The 16,491-nt window shown below is 59.8% G+C and carries 16 protein-coding genes; 8 read left to right on the top strand and 8 right to left on the bottom strand.

Annotated features, from left to right (window positions below):
* Positions 1 to 280 precede the first annotated feature (280 nt).
* Positions 281 to 457 (bottom strand): hypothetical protein, encoded by a 177-nt coding sequence (locus FSO04_RS46470; RefSeq protein ID WP_166618250.1) that lies wholly within the window; start codon positions 455 to 457, stop codon positions 281 to 283.
* Positions 458 to 1,129: 672 nt separating this feature from the next.
* Here FSO04_RS46470 and FSO04_RS26260 point away from each other — a divergent pair.
* Positions 1,130 to 1,603 (top strand): helix-turn-helix domain-containing protein, encoded by a 474-nt coding sequence (locus tag FSO04_RS26260; RefSeq protein WP_154564005.1) that lies wholly within the window; start codon positions 1,130 to 1,132, stop codon positions 1,601 to 1,603.
* 122 nt (positions 1,604 to 1,725) lie between these two features.
* On the opposite strand, the gene FSO04_RS26255 is transcribed toward FSO04_RS26260, so the two are convergent.
* Both FSO04_RS26255 and FSO04_RS26250 read right to left on the bottom strand, forming a co-directional pair.
* Positions 1,726 to 2,655: a helix-turn-helix domain-containing protein gene (locus FSO04_RS26255; protein ID WP_166618249.1), complete on the bottom strand. Its 930-nt coding sequence runs from the start codon at positions 2,653 to 2,655 to the stop codon at positions 1,726 to 1,728.
* A 411-nt stretch (positions 2,656 to 3,066) separates the two neighbouring features.
* Positions 3,067 to 3,369 (bottom strand): hypothetical protein, encoded by a 303-nt coding sequence (locus FSO04_RS26250; RefSeq protein WP_154564001.1) that lies wholly within the window; start codon positions 3,367 to 3,369, stop codon positions 3,067 to 3,069.
* A gap of 433 nt (positions 3,370 to 3,802) precedes the next feature.
* Here FSO04_RS26250 and tnpA point away from each other — a divergent pair, with 433 nt between their 5' ends.
* From tnpA to FSO04_RS26225, 5 genes are all read left to right on the top strand, one after another.
* On the top strand, positions 3,803 to 4,225 hold the full coding sequence (gene tnpA / locus FSO04_RS26245; RefSeq protein WP_154563999.1) for an IS66 family insertion sequence element accessory protein TnpA: 423 nt from the start codon (positions 3,803 to 3,805) through the stop codon (positions 4,223 to 4,225).
* Entirely contained in the window at positions 4,219 to 4,566 is a 348-nt protein-coding gene (tnpB, locus tag FSO04_RS26240; RefSeq protein ID WP_154563997.1) for an IS66 family insertion sequence element accessory protein TnpB, read from the top strand. The genes tnpA and tnpB overlap by 7 nt, the downstream gene beginning before the upstream one ends.
* Before the next feature lie 59 nt (positions 4,567 to 4,625).
* On the top strand, positions 4,626 to 6,140 hold the full coding sequence (gene tnpC, locus FSO04_RS26235) for an IS66 family transposase (protein ID WP_168435852.1): 1,515 nt from the start codon (positions 4,626 to 4,628) through the stop codon (positions 6,138 to 6,140).
* Between the two features lie 15 nt (positions 6,141 to 6,155).
* Positions 6,156 to 6,647: a hypothetical protein gene (locus tag FSO04_RS26230; RefSeq protein WP_154563995.1), complete on the top strand. Its 492-nt coding sequence runs from the start codon at positions 6,156 to 6,158 to the stop codon at positions 6,645 to 6,647.
* A 113-nt stretch (positions 6,648 to 6,760) separates the two neighbouring features.
* The gene (locus tag FSO04_RS26225; RefSeq protein ID WP_154563993.1) at positions 6,761 to 7,063 is read left to right on the top strand and encodes a hypothetical protein; all 303 of its coding nucleotides are present in this window, start codon (positions 6,761 to 6,763) and stop codon (positions 7,061 to 7,063) included.
* A gap of 98 nt (positions 7,064 to 7,161) precedes the next feature.
* On the opposite strand, the gene FSO04_RS26220 is transcribed toward FSO04_RS26225, so the two are convergent.
* The 4 genes from FSO04_RS26220 to FSO04_RS26205 all read right to left on the bottom strand — a co-directional run bounded on the left by FSO04_RS26220 (position 7,162) and on the right by FSO04_RS26205 (position 12,097).
* Positions 7,162 to 7,824, bottom strand: coding sequence for a DUF1345 domain-containing protein (locus FSO04_RS26220; protein ID WP_154563991.1), 663 nt, complete (start codon positions 7,822 to 7,824; stop codon positions 7,162 to 7,164).
* A 481-nt stretch (positions 7,825 to 8,305) separates the two neighbouring features.
* The gene (locus tag FSO04_RS26215) at positions 8,306 to 9,814 is read right to left on the bottom strand and encodes a DUF4331 domain-containing protein (RefSeq protein WP_233464986.1); all 1,509 of its coding nucleotides are present in this window, start codon (positions 9,812 to 9,814) and stop codon (positions 8,306 to 8,308) included.
* Positions 9,789 to 10,928, bottom strand: coding sequence for a HupE/UreJ family protein (locus tag FSO04_RS26210; protein WP_154563989.1), 1,140 nt, complete (start codon positions 10,926 to 10,928; stop codon positions 9,789 to 9,791). Before FSO04_RS26210 ends, FSO04_RS26215 begins: the two co-directional genes overlap by 26 nt.
* On the bottom strand, positions 10,925 to 12,097 hold the full coding sequence (locus FSO04_RS26205; protein WP_154563987.1) for a tetratricopeptide repeat protein: 1,173 nt from the start codon (positions 12,095 to 12,097) through the stop codon (positions 10,925 to 10,927). Before FSO04_RS26205 ends, FSO04_RS26210 begins: the two co-directional genes overlap by 4 nt.
* Before the next feature lie 1,234 nt (positions 12,098 to 13,331).
* Between FSO04_RS26205 and FSO04_RS26200 the strand changes: the two genes are divergently transcribed.
* Entirely contained in the window at positions 13,332 to 13,910 is a 579-nt protein-coding gene (locus tag FSO04_RS26200) for a hypothetical protein (protein ID WP_154563985.1), read from the top strand.
* A 722-nt stretch (positions 13,911 to 14,632) separates the two neighbouring features.
* Positions 14,633 to 15,676 carry a Vgb family protein gene (locus FSO04_RS26195; protein ID WP_154563983.1) on the top strand — a complete coding sequence of 348 codons (1,044 nt, stop codon included), beginning with the start codon at positions 14,633 to 14,635 and terminating at the stop codon, positions 15,674 to 15,676.
* Between the two features lie 72 nt (positions 15,677 to 15,748).
* On the opposite strand, the gene FSO04_RS26190 is transcribed toward FSO04_RS26195, so the two are convergent.
* Positions 15,749 to 16,168: a DUF1810 domain-containing protein gene (locus FSO04_RS26190; protein ID WP_154563981.1), complete on the bottom strand. Its 420-nt coding sequence runs from the start codon at positions 16,166 to 16,168 to the stop codon at positions 15,749 to 15,751.
* Positions 16,169 to 16,491: the final 323 nt, after the last annotated feature.

Genomic DNA, 16,491 nt, shown 5'->3' with positions numbered 1-16,491 from the left:
GAAACACATCCACCACAACACGGGTATAAGGACGAGGCCTTAGAATATGACCTGGCCCGCTATTACCCTTGTTGCGTGAATCCTTGCCGCCGAGCGGAAAACGTTGTGCGTCGGGAAGATCTGGACTGCCGATCGAAACTGTTCATTGCGGCGCCGATCTTTCGGTTCTCAACAATAGGTGCCCCGGTCAGGGCAGTGGATTGGAACCGTCTTAAAGAATGCCGTGCCTGTATTCGACTAGAGCGACGCGTTCGTCAACGGAGCCGGTGCCGCAACAAAGCTATCTTCGCCAGCCGTGCCCGTAACCGCCGAAACCGATGCCGACATCGACGGAAGGCGCTGCGTAGTACGCTGGCGCATATCCATAGACCGGCGCAGGCGCATAGCCGTACGGCGGAGCGACAATGCAGCCTGACAGGCTAGCCGCAAGCGCAACGACACACAAAAGTCTGATCATGGTTTTTCTCCGTGCGCAGATTGTAGATGGCGGGCGCATTCTGATTCGCAACGAAGTGTGTCCGAACGTAACCGGTCGGGCACAGACATTTGATCTGTTTGCCAATTGGCGTTTGCGTGTTCGCCTGGTTGTGACAGTTGGCATTCGTCGTGAACGCGGCATGAACTACATCACTGGGTAGACGACGCGTTCTCAGCAATGCGGAATGACCAGTAAGGTCTGGACAGCTGCCGCTCAGGTCGGGGCGCCGGTTGGTCCCTTGTGGCCGACCCGGGACGAATGGCGGCCGTCTCAGGTCGACCCTCAACAGCCGCTCAAGTACGTAAGACGTCCGTCCGATTTCGTCCAGCAAACGGCCATCCACTTTCCAGCAACTCGTGCCATTCGCAGCGTTGACGCATCTCAGGTGCCAGTCCGGCTGCACGCCTATCACAATCAGGCGTACTGCCTCGACGCGACGCACAAGAAAAGCTTCCACCGGGCCCACCCGTTCGCCTTTTTGCCGGACATGCGAAACTGATTGCGTCAACATCCTCCATCCTGACACGTTTGAAAAATGCTTTCGCACGAAGACTCGCAGTTTTGCCATTCGCTTGTACAACGTCCAAGTTCGATATTTTCTGTCGACTGCACGGGAGAGGAAATCAGAACTGTTGAGAAAGGAAGCAAGTCATGATCGCAATTCAAACCCCACGTCGCTGTCCCAGATGCGGCCAGACAAAAATCGCGGAACTGGATTTCCATCGGAAGGGGCTTGGCTACGCCTCTTACTGTAGGCCCTGTGTAACTTTATGTCAGGCGGAATGGCGAGCCGGGAACCGCGAGCGGACCAATATGACCGCGCGGCGTAGTTATGAGAAAAACCCGGATGCGAAACGGCGCTACGCCAAGGAGAACAAGGAGAAATTCAATACGGCAAAAAGGGAGCGCACCCGCCGCAGATACGAAGAACAAAGACTTACCAATCCCGATCTGCCCATTCGATTTCGCAACGGCACAGCCAAACTGAACGAAACCAAGGTGTTATTGATACGCCAGCGATTGGCGGCCGGAGAATCAGTTGCTTCGCTGGCGCATGCATTCGGAGTGCATGTCGTGACCATCTATGCAATCAAAAAAGGTGAAACCTGGAAAGACGTTACCTGACGGGTGCGGTGGCACAAGGGGCACTACCTTAACATCACGAATCCGAGACACTCCATAGGGGGCGCCGCCACGCTGCCGCTGCGGCCACACATGACGAGGCGGCCAGGGCCAGAATGAATTGATCAGCTACGGAGTTTTGTAAGCAGGTCCGCCACGCCGGCACGGGTGGCAATTTCCCAGATATATCCTCGAGAATAATCGACACCCACCCGCCGATGAAGCACGGTGCGCAATCGGCCGTTCGTCCAGTGATCAGCGTCTATGCCGTGCACTCTCGCAGACTCCTTAACCGTTGCGGCAACCCACGCCAACGTTTCATCATTGATCGTCAGGCGCTTCTTCTCCGTGCGTAGCTTCGGTGGTCGCATCCTGTGCTCCAGCCCGAGCTTCCCGACGAGCGTCCTGACGTGTCCGCTGGAGTGGTAGACGCCGAATCTCTCCTTGATCAGCTTTTGAACATCCCCGTTTCTCCAGAGTTCGGTTTCATACCCGTGGGCCATGGGGCTGCCCTCCAATGTCGCCCGTAACCATTTAAGGGCCTCGGGGCCAAGCGTGGCACTGCGCCCGGATGCCTTGATCTGCTCAACAGCCTCGACGCCGTCAGCAACCACCATTGATCTGTATTTTGTAATGGTGCGCACACTGATGTTGAGCGCTTTCGAGACGCGCTCGACACTGTCCCCATCCAGCAACATTTTCGCAGCAGTCTTTCGGCGCGCGGCATAGACGTCGCTCGGTGGTTTATGAGCGGTAGCAGGTGACGCCTTTTCTGAAGTTGAATAGGTGAGTCGATAGGCGAGGCCATAACCTCGAACGAGGTAGCCAACATGCGAAGGTGAAAACTGGACGCCGAGACGCCGCAAGATCAATTCGCGCAGTTGGCTAATGGTCCAGGTTGGCCCGGGATAGCCGTGAAGCCCTGGCGAATGCTTGATCGCGCTAACGAGCCAGCTTTGCGAAGCATCATCCAGTCTCGAGGGGCCCCCGTGGATGCGAAGGCGAGCAAGGGCGTCGGCTCCGTCCCTTTCAACCAGGTCCTTGTACTTGCTCACGGTTGGAAGACTCAGTCGAGCCTTCCTGGACACTTCGCTAATACCCTCACCATTTAACAGAAGCCTGGCGGCAAGAGCCACACGTTGTGCGAGAGGGATATCGTCTTTCTGTTTGCCCATCGTCGTGCGCGCAAATGAATTGGTTGTTATGTCGCATTGCGGTCTCCGTATTTATACACGAATCGAGACAGATTCGGGGCGGGAGGGCCAAGCAGGCTCACGATCAGATTTGCGCTCCTATCCCAAACGAAAGTCCGACATCAGATCAACTTCGCGACGCAACCGCATGGTTACCGACCTTCTTGAATGGCCGTTAAGCAGAAGTTTTTGGGGCGTTCGATTGCTGTAGCCGGGTGTCTCTTGATGGCCGAACTCGTGCATTCGTACTGCGCACCACCAGTTCATTCGATCCTAGCCGTGCTGAAGCGTTCTCTGGACCTGAGAAAGAAGCCAGAGGACAATCCAGATCCGCGCGAGGTACATCCAGACACGATGTTTCACGTTCGGCGCGCAGATCCAGGCTGTGCGGGTCCATGCGGCGAGCAATACGATCTCCACGACCAGCGCCGGTATCCAGATTGCGTAAGGCGTCGGCAGCGGCAGCGCGTACATGACGTAGGCGTTGATCAGGATCAGGATTGCGCACGTGGGAATCCCGAGACCCCACCAGACCTTCCAGAGTGGTTCCTTTCCGCCCCACGCATTCTTGAACATCGAAAACCCCGTGATTAATAAGTGGTTGCGGCGTTGGCGGCAGTCCGATTAACGATCGATGCCAACAACCGATGTCCGTTATTTCGGCTTCGCGCGCGCTAACTTGAATGTCGAGCTTTTGCCGCCGTTTTGGGCCAGATCAAATGCGTCGTTAGACCCGGTGAACGGACAGAACCATTGAGCGTCAACCAGCATCAGCACGATAAGTGCACGCGTCAGAATTTTCGCGTGCAAGGGCGACTCACGACCCGTTGCTGCCGGTCGAACCGTCGAAGTCCCAAGGGCCGATTTCGATTGTTCAACGGTCATTCGTGAAGATCGTGGGTGTAGCACGCAATTAGGCGAGCAGATCTGTAAGCGTCAGCGGATCCCGTCTTGAATCGCGGCATCCCGAATGTGAAGGTAGTGCCTTCGTGAGAACGAGGGCAATGCGATGGAAGACGAGAACATTAAGGCTGCAACGGCGATGGGCACACGTCGCCCACGGCAAGGGGAAGCGTTCTGGGGAGAAATGCTCACCACCTGGAAAGCGAGTGGTATCGGCGCTCGGCGGTTTTGCCGAGAACAAGGTCTCGCGGTAAGCACCTTCAGCCTGTGGCGTAAGAAGCTTTCAGGTTCCGTCAAAGAGATTAAGCCGCCGCTCGCGGTTACTGCGGATGCGGCATTCATCGCTTCGAATCTGGATTGCGAGTTGGCGCCCCAAGTGCCGGCCGTCGCACTGCCGGCGGCTGACGCACCGGCGTCACGTGATCGAGTGACGCTCTCGCTCGCGGGCGTTCGCATTGAACTGAGCGGCGTTCACGCCGAGCGCATCGTGCGATTTGTGCTTGGACAACTCGGAGGTGATCGGTGCTGATTGCCTCGGACGTTCGCGCTTACATCTGTCGCGACCCGGTCGACATGCGCAAGGCGATCGATGGGCTGTCCTATCTCGTTGAGCCGCTACTTGCTCAGAAACCTGCATCGGGTAACCTGTTCGTCTTCGTGGCGCGAGACCGCTCCAAAGTGAAGATTCTTTATTGGGATCGGACCGGTTTCGCGCTTTGGTATAAGCGTCTCGAAAGAGGCCGTTTCCCGTCACCCTCGTTACTCGCTCAGCGCGGCTTCACGCTCGCGGAGCTCAACGCATGGCTCGAAGGCATCGAGATTCCGGCGCGAGAGCCGCACCACACCGTGGCAGTGACGCGCGTGACGTGAGGTGCTCCAGCGCAGCCTCGAGCTTGTAAACGTGGCTTGAGTTAGGCATCATGGAGCACATGCCACCCAACGCCGTCACTGTCGCGGATCTTCCCGTCGAGCCCGATGCGCTGCAAGCGTTCGCGCTCGAACAGAACCGGCTTGCACGGGTGTTGTGGGAGCAGTTGGAAATCCTCCAGCATCAGATTGCGCAGTTGAACCGTGCGCGCTTTGGCGTGAGCTCCGAGCGCCTGGCGGGCCAAGCTGAGCTGTTTGACGCCGCCACGGATATCCCAGCACCGCCTGCGGTTGACGCCATTCCCGTAGGGAGTCACACCCGTAAAGGGCGTCCCGTGCTACCGAAGGACCTACCGCGTACACGCATCGAATACGATCTGAGTGATGAACAGAAGATGGCGTTCGATACGCTTGAACGGATCGGCGAAGAGCGCAGCGAGACGCTGCACTACGAGCCGTCCAGGCTCACCGTCATTGAGCACATCCGCTTCAAATACGTGGCGAAGAAGGATGGCGAATCGACCATCGTGACCGCAAGCGCTCAGCCGTCGCCGCTGCCAAAGAGCAATGCGAGCGCGAGCCTGCTCGCCAATGTCCTGATCAACACCTATGTCGATCACCTGCCGTTGAATCGACAGGAAATGCGCTACGCGCGCCGTGGCGTGTACTTGCCACGAGCGACGCTGTGCGAATGGAAGCTGGCATCGGCCGAGCTACTCTCGGTACTGCTGCCTGGGTTGCGCACCCATCAGTTGAAGGCGCCGCGAATGCACGTGGACGACACGACACTGCCTTTGCTCGAACGAGGCCACCCGTCAACGCGTACAGCGCGATTATGGGGCTACCTGGGAGCGGGCCAGCGCAACGAGAATGGCGTCTGGATCGACCACCCGCCGGCGGTCGTGTTCGAGTTCGCTGAGTCGCGAGCGGGAGCACATCCGCTGCTGTACCTTAGCGAATACAAAGGGTACCTGCAGGCCGACGCGTATAGCGGTCATGGTGCGCTATACGAGCGAGGCGATATTATCGAGGTCGGATGCTGGGCCCATTGTCGTCGACGGTTCTTCGAGATTGCCAAGGCTCAGAAAGGCCCGGGGCTCGCGACGCAGGCGCTGCAGTGGATCGCCAAGCTGTATGCAATCGAATCGCGGGTTAAAGACCAAACGCCCGACATCAAACTTGCAGCCCGGCAAACTGAGGCGTTGCCCGTGCTTGCGCAGTTTCGTCGATGGCTAGACGCGAACAGCATTGGTTTGCTCCCACAAGCACCGCTCGCCAAGGCCTTCGGTTATGCGTTGCGACATTGGGAGGCGCTTGTCCGATATACAGAGAACGGCGTCCTGTTGCCAGACAACAATGCGCTTGAGCGCCAGATCAGGCCCGTTGCCCTCGGAAGGTCGAACTGGCTGTTCGCGGGTTCTCCACGCGGTGCCCGTGCGGCCGCAACGATGTACTCACTCATCGGAACGGCTCGCCTTAACGGTATCGAGCCCTACGCGTGGCTCGAACGAACGCTTGAGAAACTGCCGTCGTATCCCGTCAATCGCGTGCACGAGCTCTTGCCGCTCGCCCGTTAAAAACACCTCAACACCATGGACATTCTCGACTCGCTTCGACAGGCGCCCAGTGCCGAGCTATATCGCCTCTATCTTGCTATCGGCAAAATGCTTGATGACCCTCGACGTATTCTCGAAATACGTCAACGCCTGCATCTGGGGATGGCCGTCAACTACATCGGCGACAACCCGCTTGGGCCGCCGGAGAAAGGCACCATAGTTGAACTCCGGCAGACCCAGGCAGTGGTTCAAGACAGCACAACTCGACGCCGTTGGGGCGTGCTTTATGCAGCGATCATCCCGGAAACATCAAGTGCTCCGCCTCACGTCGAGCCGGCACCGCCGCCGAGAACGCAGCGTGAAGAATTCTTCATCGGTGACACAGTTAGCTTCACCGACAAGCACCTAAGCGAGCGCGTCGGAGTCGTCGTAAGGCTGAATGCCAAGACCGCATCGGTCGCGGTTAATGACACCGATGGTCACTGGCGCGTTTCGTACTCTCTACTGCGAAAGATCGTCGACATTTAGCCGCGCAAGACCGCCTCAACGGGTTCCGCTGACGGATACGCAGATCTGAGGCGTTTTCGCTTTCCACCTCGCGCCACAATTGATCAATATCCTCGCTATATCGGTGATTGCCCATGCCACGTCGTCATGCGAGGTATGGATTGCAGCGTGAACAGAAGAAATTCAGTTGGCGAGATATTCGTATGCAGGCGTCGACTATTGACGCGATGGAATGGCGACTGGCGACTGGCGACTGGCGGCTGGCGTCAGGTGGTCCGCGGGCGCTGGACACCACCGCGCATCGGGCGGCCGGCCCTTGCGATAAAGCGTGCATCGTCATGCTCGCTCCCGGGGGGCGGCATGGAAAATGGCCGGAGTTAGGCCTCGGCGTGTACCGGTTTTGCACGGACGGACCGACGATGCTCGAGTCCGCCTGAAGTGGACGCGCGCAGCTTGGGCGGCACCCGCGTCGCAACTCTCAGGCACGCGCGTGGCGTTCGCGTGAAAATCGTCCGACCACCGCGCAAGGGCAGTGTCATGAGCCCAGCAGCCCCGCCGCGATGTTCACGCACAAGCCGAGCACGGCGACGTTGAAGTAGAACGACAGGATCGATTGAGCGAGCGTCGCGCGGCGAATTTCGCGCGAGCGTAGCACGACGTCCGAGGTCTGCGACGCAACCGCGATCGTGAACGAGTAGTAGAGGAAGTCCCAGTAGTTCGGCAGCAAATGGTGGTCGGGGAACTTCAACGCGGTTTCCCGGGCGTCGGTGTCGTAGTAGAGCCGCGCGTAGTGGAGCGTGAAGATTGTCGGAATCAGAAACCATGCGCCCATCAACGTCAGACCGGTCAGCAGGTAGTGCGATACGATCGACGCGCCTCCCGCACCCTTCGCCGAGGCGAGCTCTAGTACGATCGCGGCGATGCTCGCGACCGTCGCGATACAGATTACGAACAGCACGACGCCCGCGTTTTCGTCGTCGCGTATCGCGTATTCGCGCACGCGGTGTTCCTCGGTGAGGGCCATATGTACCGAGATCATCAGCAGGTAGCTCCAGACGGCCGCGTCCCAACCGAGCAGTGTGCGCGTCAGCGGACTCGTATGGCCGGGAATGAGGAGCGCGACGACGACGCCGATCGCGAGGCCGATCACCGTGCGGGGACGATTGCGAAGAAGCTGCGGATAGTATTTGATGGACATGGGACTCGATGAACGATCTTTCGCAGCGGCCTTACCCGTCGCTTTCAGTAGACAGTCGGTTGCGCGGCCGCCGCGCAACCCGGGTCGTCATACCGCCATCATTGCAATCATGCATGCAACACCACGCACGCGGTGCGCGTGAATCTCCGCACGGATACTAGACCGCTTTCCGGCGCGGCTGAGTTGCCGCATTCCGTGAATACTATAAGCTATGGTCAAGACGGCCATCTATGATCAGGCGGGTTATTGGGCGTTCGAGAGCTGCCGGTGAGCACAGTGCACAATTCAGTCTTCATTGTCCTGGAACGGCCGGTGTGGACTTCCCCGGCCGCGGTCAATTGTGGGCCAGCGCGAACTCGCCGCGCGCACAATCTGATCACAGTGCCGGCCCAGGTCTCTGCTTAAGCATTGGTGACGTTTTGTGCAACTGTCGACCGCCGCGAACACCTTATGCCAAATCGCGGCGGATCTCAATTACCATTCAGCAGGGATTGGCACCCGCTTCACCGCAGTCGATGTGGCGGCGATTTCTCCCGTCGTGGGGTGTCGGCAGGTGGGGGAAGACCGTGTAGATGCCGTTCGCGGTCAAGTTGCTGCCTTCGGCACCGATGTTGAAGTTCACGCCATCACCCAGCAACAGGTTGCCCGTCGACGCGCCTGTCAGCCGGCCCGCAATGACCCGCAGCGCGATATCGGTCACGTCGTCATTCGGGCGCCGCCCATTGGGCCAGCCGGCGTTGTCCCCGGCAAGAACGGCGAGGCGACGCTGCTGCGCAGGTGGTGTCGGAGAAACACCCAGATTAAGCCGCAGAAGTTCCGAGCAATCGCGTGCGCCGCACGTCCCAGTCTGCGGTTGGGATGGATACTTGAGAAGCACGTTTACCAAATCGGTCCGGTTGGTCGTCGGAATCGTCAAGCCGAACCGGAGGTTGAGTGCGGTCGCCAGCCTGGAGTTGAGATAGAAACCCAGGAATTGCGCTTCGTTGGCCGGATTGGTCATGTTCCATTTATCTTTCGTATCGGTCCCAATGACCAGTTCGTTGACGAGTGGATTGCCCATGCGGGACACCTGCACCCAAGGTCCGGCGTTGTCCTGACCGTCGCCCATTCCGCGGCCCTCATGACGCATTGTGGACACATAGGCGCCGATTACGGCATTGGGTTTGGACGTCACCGTGCTGATTGGGACTTCGATCGCAATGGTGCTGATGTTGAAGCCGGAGAATGTGTCGTTGCCAAATGGATTCACGTGATCGTTGGCATCCTCCGCCGCCGTCAACACAGGTGGCGTGCGGCGAAGATTCACCGTGTCGAACACTGCGCCCAGGTCGATGTAGAACGTCTCACCGCGCTGGCCGGCGAAGACCTTGCCGCCGTTCGCCAGCAAGTAGATACCCTGTGCGGCTAGCGCCTCGTAATTGGGCATCGTTAGCGGTCCCACGTTGGACGGGACCGCGAACATGCTCCGGGTACCCAGGTCGGTGCGCTCGCCGTGACGCACTTGCGTCACCGTGTAGCTCTGGCGCAGGATCAGGCCGTCCGAGCCCGGTCCGTCGAGCGCAGTGATCGGCGGCAGTGCGGCGTATGACAGCGGCAGCTGTTGGTTCGCCAGGGGCCCGCGCAATTCGGTCTTGAAGCGGATTTCGTAGACCAGGTCGTCGGCCTTGCCGTTGCCATTGGTGTCGACGTTGATGCGATAAATCACGTCATCGCCGAAATTGAAATAATTCGGTCCAGCGCCAGGGTCCTGCATGGGAATCACGTTCAAAATGAAAACGACGTTGTTAGGATTCGTCCAACTCCGGAACATGTAAAAGTCGGTGTTGTCGGCGGTCGGGTCGTTCGCAATCAGGGGTGCCTCGCGGTGACTGGCAGCGTACGTTCCACTGCTCCAAAGCGCAGCGGCGCAAAGCGCGACGGCCCCCATGATGCGGGCAATAGATGTCATGATGTTCTCCTTCAGGTTATAAACGGGCGGCCAACGAGCCAAATATGGCGACGTTAAGTGCGCGCTCGACTAGCCAGATCATGGCGATGGTCGCGGTCACCGCTGAGCCGCCGGCAAGCACCACGCGCCGGTATGCCCAGGTTGCCCGCAACGAGAACGCCAGTGGCAGATAAACGAATACGATGGCGAGTTGCCCTGCTTCGACGCCAAGATTGAATCCGGCGAGCGACAGCGCAAGCGAACCGGCCGGCAAGCCGAGGTCGTGCAGCGCGCCTGCGAAGCCCAATCCGTGCAGCAGCCCGAAGCCGAACGCCGCCATCCAGCGTCCGTTCGCCATCAGCGGAAACAGGTTATTCAGCGCCGCCAGCACTACCGACAAGGCGATGCCCGATTCAACGAGACGCGAAGGCAGCACGACGATCGATAGCGCCGCGAGCGTGAGTGTGATCGAGTGCGCCACCGTAAACGCGGTCACAACCTTGGTGACATCTATGAATGCCCGGCGAAACGATGCGCCCGGCTGCCATGCATGCCCCTCACGAATCAGCACCGCAGGCAGCAGCAGCGAGAGCAGGAACAGGATGTGATCGTATCCGGTCCAGATGTGCCAGACGCCTTCGTTCAGATACATCGCGAACTGCGTCAACGGGCCGCCGGTATCGGTGCCGACAATGCGGTGCGGCACGTCAGCGCTAAATACGACGCTTCGGCTTTGGCCGTTCTCGACGAAGTTGAGAAGTCCCCGATGCTGGGGATCAAGGCCTTCGAACAGCCGGTAATCGATAGAAAGTGTTGGGCTCGCCCGCGGACATTGTCCGGTGAACGTCAGCACCGCGTAGGTGCCATCGGTGTGCGAGTCGATCAGTTGCCCGGTCGGTTCGAGCGCACAAAGCTTGCCGGCGGAGGACACCTGGAGATGTGCAAGTGCATACGCCGCGATATCGCGCTTTCGGGCACGTACTTCACCCCATGTGATGTCTCCATCGCCGTTCTCATCGAGCCCAAGCGCGTTGTCGAGATCGCGTAGCGCGATATCCCACTGACCGCGCAGGGCTTGCCCGCTGCGCTCCAGCGTGAGGTAGGCGTCGCTTGCCTTATGCGCAAACGCGGGCGCTATCAGCAACGCAAGCACAAAGGCGAGCAGGACGCGTTTCATTGCCGCACCTGCAGGAGCGTGACGATCGCCGTATCTTCGAGATGCATTGCGGCGACCCAATCGGATGCGATCTTTAGGGCATCCGCATCGCCGGCCGCACGCGCGGCTTCGATCAGAATCCGCAGGTCTGACGGCTCGCGTTGGACCAACCAGTTTTCACGCGCGAGAATGAGTGCTGCTTTGACGTCATGTTCCACTGTGAGACGAAAGCGCGCCTCCTCCCTGCGATGCAGGCTATCCCCGCGGCGACGCGCGGCGTCAAAGCGCGCCGAGAGATCCTCGCGGTGCGCAGCGAATGACGCGCGCAATTCCGGCAGCTGTTGCTCGGCCAGCACTAAACGAAGCATTAGCATGTCGTTTTTCGTAGCGTCACGCAAAAGCGGCAACAACTCTCGCGGACGACCGCGATCCAGCAGAAAATCGGCGTACGCCCCCTGCAGATAAGCGTCACCCGGGTCGAGCGCAAGTGCGTCGCGGAAATGTCGCTCGGCTGCAGCGAAGTCGCCGCGGCGAGCGGCAATTTCCGCGGCGAGCGTCAACGCCCACTCGCGCACGTCCAGATTGCCGACGCCTTGCGCAAGCACCTGCACGAGCGCCCCGTATGCGGCGGCTGCGTTGCCGGTCAGGCTCGACGATGTCGCATCGCACCCCATGACGACGATGGGTGCAACGAGTCCCTTCAGTTGCTCGCAATCGTGCCGCGCGTCCGCGTAGCGCCCGCGCACGCTGAGCACTGTGGCGCGCGTCAGTCGCGCCTGCGCGAGCGCTGGATGCGCGGCCAGCAACCTATCCAGATCGGCAAGCGAGCCTTCGAAATCATGCTGGCTTTGCTTGAGCGTCGCGCGCAGCAATAACACGGTCGGCGGCACATCCTCTGCGCCCCACCACGGCGCCAGCGCCGCCTGCGCCTGGCCGAAGAAGCGCGGATCGCCCAGCCTTCGCCCCGCTTCGAGAGCGCGACGGACGACGGACACTGCGAGGTTGAGATCGCGCGGGTTCATCATCAGCGTCGCGCGCATGCGCTTCAGTTGCGCAAGCGCCGGATCGTTTTTTTCCGGGAGGTGTTCGAGCACCACTCCGTCGCTTTCGGGTACATACGGCTTCGCCCAACTCTCGCCTGAGAGCAGGACAAGCGCGGCTACCACCGATACGAATCGCCAACCCGACATCGAACTTCCCCTTCTGCATTGGGTTATACGCGAAAGGTCCCGATCCGGATGCAGTCGGCGGTCACTGTTGCTTCCAGCGTCTTGCTTTTGGCTGCGCAATTTGCGCGTCCGCCACGTCAGCGTGGTTCAGCATGATGGGTTAGCCAGAAGTAGAGCTGGTTTCGCTTGACGTTGATGTTGGTTGCACCAGGTCAATCACAGCCTGCGACGCCGCCTGCGCGGGCGAGTGAAGAGCGAACTAATTAATGTCGATCAGGTGACGATACGGCTGCGCTATACAGCCGCTCTACCCTGAATTAGATCCGTCTGTAACGCCCTGCACATAGCGCACGCGCGAATGGGCTTTTTCAGGGTTCGAGTTGCATTTTTGGCTTTCCGGTTCGATTTATAGGCGACTTCTCAATCACATTCAACGCTTAAGATCTGTCATGAACAGTCAATACAATGATGTCCCAAGCCACAGCGCGGGGGCGCTGCTATGGCCAGAGCAGACATTCGCGCGTCAGAGCACGGGATGGCAAGCCGGGCGGTGTCCATATAAAACTGTGTCAAAACACCTAGGGGCTCCGACCATGGCGACGTTCGTCGCTTTCAAGGCCCCCATTCTCGGGAACGGAGGAGCGACTGAATAATTTGGCACCCTAGGAACCGCAGCGCCGTCAGCTGGCGGCGTTACCCCTGCAACGTCTCGATCAGCCGTTGTGAACAAGGAGCTTAATAACGCGCTTCATGTTGTAGGCAAGCACGTACAGACTCATCTCCGTGCTAACTCGCACCGTCGCCATCAAATTTACAGCAACGACCGGAGTTGGCCGCACTCCGACCGACGATGCCCTGTCGGTGCTCGGCGACGCGCGCACGGCGGGCGACCCGAAGAGGTCCTTAGCCCAACGAGAAAAAGGACGTTCACAGACCGCAGGCCCGATCGATTTCCCGCCTGATTCGTGCGATCGGCGGTAGTCGGCCTTCCGAGTCGAATGTTCTGAGCGGGTCGGTGCGGAAGTTCGCTTGGTGGCTTCAACTATTCAATCATCTGAATAAACTGACCCTGCCAGACCGAGGTTCGCTCACTCCGGAATAATCCAGCGTGCTTCATCGTTTAATCGTGAGGCAACCACGTCCTCGGCCGCGCGCCTTTTTCGCGGCGGGTTGAATTTGTGAAGCACACCGATGTGCCGGGCGACGCCGACGACTCCGCGCGTCGAAACGTGGGAGATACATGCAAGAGTCCATCATGGACAAGATACTTGGCTTTGGGGCATTACTCGTCTATGTCAGCTTTTCTGCCCCCGCGTTCGCGCAAGCATATGACGGTTTACCCATACAGGCCAACAGCACCAATTGCCGCGCGGTCGCCGGGCAGGCGAACATCGACGGTTCGATGCAACAGATCATCGGGCGCGCGTGCCTGCAAAGTGACGGGACATGGCAGTTCGAGCAGAGTTCCGACGGCAGCGTGTTGTGGTATCCGGTTGCCGCCTACCCATATCCCGACCCGTGGTGGTGGGGGCCGCCGATTTTCATCGGCGCGGGTGTGAGCTTCATCTTCGTCGATCGTTTCCATCACTTCCACCACTTCCATCACTTCAGTCATTTCCATCAGCTGGATCACAACCACTTCGGCAAGCCAGTGGGAGCGGGCCTTCACCGCGGACCTTTCCCGGGCGGCGGCATGCGCGGCTTCGGCGGCGTTCAAGCGTCCGGCGGCATGCGCGGCTTCGGCGGCATGCAAGCGTCGAGCGGCATGCGCGGCTTCGGCGGCATGCAAGCGTCCAGTGGCATGCGTGGCTTCGGCGGCATGCGACGGCGCTAGCCCCACCCGCACTTCAACTCCATAGGGTAGTTTCTTGCCCGGACCCTCTGCCTCAATATTGACCACGCAAAACTGCGTGCTGGCGTTCCCGGCCCAGTGCCCCAGCATTGTTGTTGTAGTCGCATCAGCGGGGTCCTCCCATTGGGGCTCAGGGTTCCATGTCGTTCGGACAGTCGGCACCGAGTGTGACGAGTGACAGTTTGCGGATGCTGAGCCGACGTCCGAATGTCCGACCGGCGGTACGAGCGAATGACCCTTCATGGCCGATACTGTTGAAAAAGTCGTAGCGCGTCGCCCTAACACCAGGAGTGAAAAATTCGACCTCTCAGATAGCCCCACTAACCGCTCGCGAGCATCGGTTAAGGGTAAAGCGACCCATGAAAACCGGATTAGAACGACCGTCACCGACTTTTTCAACAGCATCGGCCGAACACGGTCTCATGATTGACAGTCGCAGCCGCCTCCCGGCCACCCCTTCGTTAAGGTGCCACTCGAGAAAGGGGAACCTATCCACATGAGCTTGGACAACCGCGTTCGGCCGTGATTTGAGCCATGGCCATCGACATGATCCTCCCTTCGATGTTGACCTTCGCCACCGTGAACATGAATTGCCACCGGGGCCGGCGAGGCGAATGAGTCGGCGCAGCGACGGCTACAGATAAGTGCAACAATAAAAAGCCTTCAACGCCCTTTGAAACTCATCCTGTCACACGGAGGCGACCATGTTGGCGATCGCGAGAAAACGGGTTGTGGCAACGGTGAACAAGATTCTCGAAGCACGGCTGGCACCGTGGTTTGCGTCCGCTCTCGCGAGCGCTGCGCTCACCATCGGCTCGGCGCAGGCGCAGCCGCCGTCGTTCGAGACCTTCGCCGTCCCGACCGGCAGTGCGCCGCATGACGTCGCGCCGTCGCCGGACGGCGCCGTGTGGTACACCGCACAGGCGCTGGGCGCGGTCGGACGGCTGGACCCGCGTAGCGGCAGGATCGACAAGATTGCGCTCGGCACCGGATCGGCGCCGCACGGCGTGATCGTGGGTCCCGATCGCGCGGCGTGGGTGACTGACGGCGGCCAGAACGCGATTGTGCGCATTGATCCGAAGACCCTCGCCGTCACGCGTTTTCCGCTGCCGAAGGAGCGGCCAGACGCCAATCTGAACACCGCCGTGTTCGACAAACAAGGACATCTGTGGTTTACCGGGCAAAGCGGCATCTATGGCGAACTGGATCCGCAGCGCGCCCGCATGCGAGTCTTCGATGCGCCGCGCGGGCGCGGGCCCTACGGCATGTGCGTGACCCCGGGCGGTAGTCTGTATTTCGCGTCACTGGCGGGGAGTTATCTCGGTCGCATCGATCCTGGGAGTGGGGCGGCGCAGGTCATCGAGCCGCCAACGTCGAAGCAGGGCGCGCGCCGCGTATGGTCCGATTCGAAGGGGCACGTCTGGGTCAGCGAGTGGAACGCAGGAAAAGTCGGCGTATTCGATCCCGTGACGCATCAATGGCGCGAATGGCGATTGCCCGGCGACGATCCGCACGCGTACGCAATATTTGTAGACGACCAGGATATCGTCTGGCTCAGTGAATGGAGCGCCAACGCGCTAGTGCGCTTTGACCCGCGTGCCGAGCGGTTCGACGTGTTTCCGCTGCCGCGCCCGCACGCGAACGTACGTGAGATGATGGGCCGCCCGGGCGAAGTCTGGCTGTCCGAATCCGGCACCGATCATCTGCTGCTCTACCGCTCCCGCGCAGCTGGTGCGAGCGGGAAGTGACGACTCACTGTGCCGACAGTGAAATTCCGAAGTCCGCTCCGCCACGCGCGCTAGTCCAGCGCAAAAAACGGCCTAGAGCAACTGCAGAGTTTGCGGATCGGCTTCACCACCGAAATACTTGCGCAGCGCTTCCACAAATACATCGTTGTCGCTCGTGGCGCGCGCGAACAGGCTGATCGACGATCGAAACTTCAGGTAATCCGGATATCCGAAAATTTCCTCGATGGAACGCTCTTCGACGAGGTTGACCAGTCGCGTCGATTCGCGCAGCCGTGGGCCGAGTAACGGGTGGCGCAGATAGGCTTCGGCCTCGGCCAACGACGAGATCGCGAACCGCTGCGCCATTGCGCTTGCCCCGAGGCCCTGGATTTGCGGAAACACGAACCACATCCAGTGGCTTCGCTTACGTCCATCCGTCAATTCATCGCATACCTGTGCGAACACCGGATCCTGGGCGTCGACAAAGCGCTGAAGGTCATATGGATCGTCCATTTCGTATTTCCTTGATACCGGCGTGGAAATCCAACCGTGAACCCGATTCTCGCACCTGTTTTCCACCTCGACCGCCGCCCGCCGCGGCAATTACCTGCTACCCAATACGGCATCGAGAGTTGCGCTTTTAACGATAGCGCATTGGCGGCCTTCGCGCTCCCCCACCATCGGCAGCCCGGTGCGACCTGCTGAGTTCGACCCACAACTGCCGGTCGCGCTGTCTGGGGTTCAACGGCGGTTAACTGAGTGGTCCGGTCATCCAAGCCAGCTCGCCGGGGGCAGCGGTTCGGCCAATCCGGACATTCGCACTTCTCGAGCCTATT

The sequence above is a fragment of the Paraburkholderia madseniana genome (assembly GCF_009690905.1).
Lineage (GTDB): Bacteria > Pseudomonadota > Gammaproteobacteria > Burkholderiales > Burkholderiaceae > Paraburkholderia > Paraburkholderia madseniana.
This window is presented reverse-complemented; position numbering and strand designations above follow the sequence as displayed.

Bases quoted from the DNA above. Each gene is read 5' to 3' on its own strand.
- FSO04_RS46470 (WP_166618250.1), bottom strand. From the start codon at position 457: ATGATCAGACTTTTGTGTGTCGTTGCGCTTGCGGCTAGCCTGTCAGGC.
- FSO04_RS26260 (WP_154564005.1), top strand. From the start codon at position 1,130: ATGATCGCAATTCAAACCCCACGTCGCTGTCCCAGATGCGGCCAGACA.
- FSO04_RS26250 (WP_154564001.1), bottom strand. From the start codon at position 3,369: ATGTTCAAGAATGCGTGGGGCGGAAAGGAACCACTCTGGAAGGTCTGG.
- tnpA (WP_154563999.1), top strand. From the start codon at position 3,803: ATGGAAGACGAGAACATTAAGGCTGCAACGGCGATGGGCACACGTCGC.
- tnpC (WP_168435852.1), top strand. From the start codon at position 4,626: ATGCCACCCAACGCCGTCACTGTCGCGGATCTTCCCGTCGAGCCCGAT.
- FSO04_RS26230 (WP_154563995.1), top strand. From the start codon at position 6,156: ATGGACATTCTCGACTCGCTTCGACAGGCGCCCAGTGCCGAGCTATAT.
- FSO04_RS26225 (WP_154563993.1), top strand. From the start codon at position 6,761: ATGCCACGTCGTCATGCGAGGTATGGATTGCAGCGTGAACAGAAGAAA.
- FSO04_RS26220 (WP_154563991.1), bottom strand. From the start codon at position 7,824: ATGTCCATCAAATACTATCCGCAGCTTCTTCGCAATCGTCCCCGCACG.
- FSO04_RS26210 (WP_154563989.1), bottom strand. From the start codon at position 10,928: ATGAAACGCGTCCTGCTCGCCTTTGTGCTTGCGTTGCTGATAGCGCCC.
- FSO04_RS26205 (WP_154563987.1), bottom strand. From the start codon at position 12,097: ATGTCGGGTTGGCGATTCGTATCGGTGGTAGCCGCGCTTGTCCTGCTC.
- FSO04_RS26200 (WP_154563985.1), top strand. From the start codon at position 13,332: ATGGACAAGATACTTGGCTTTGGGGCATTACTCGTCTATGTCAGCTTT.
- FSO04_RS26195 (WP_154563983.1), top strand. From the start codon at position 14,633: ATGTTGGCGATCGCGAGAAAACGGGTTGTGGCAACGGTGAACAAGATT.
- FSO04_RS26190 (WP_154563981.1), bottom strand. From the start codon at position 16,168: ATGGACGATCCATATGACCTTCAGCGCTTTGTCGACGCCCAGGATCCG.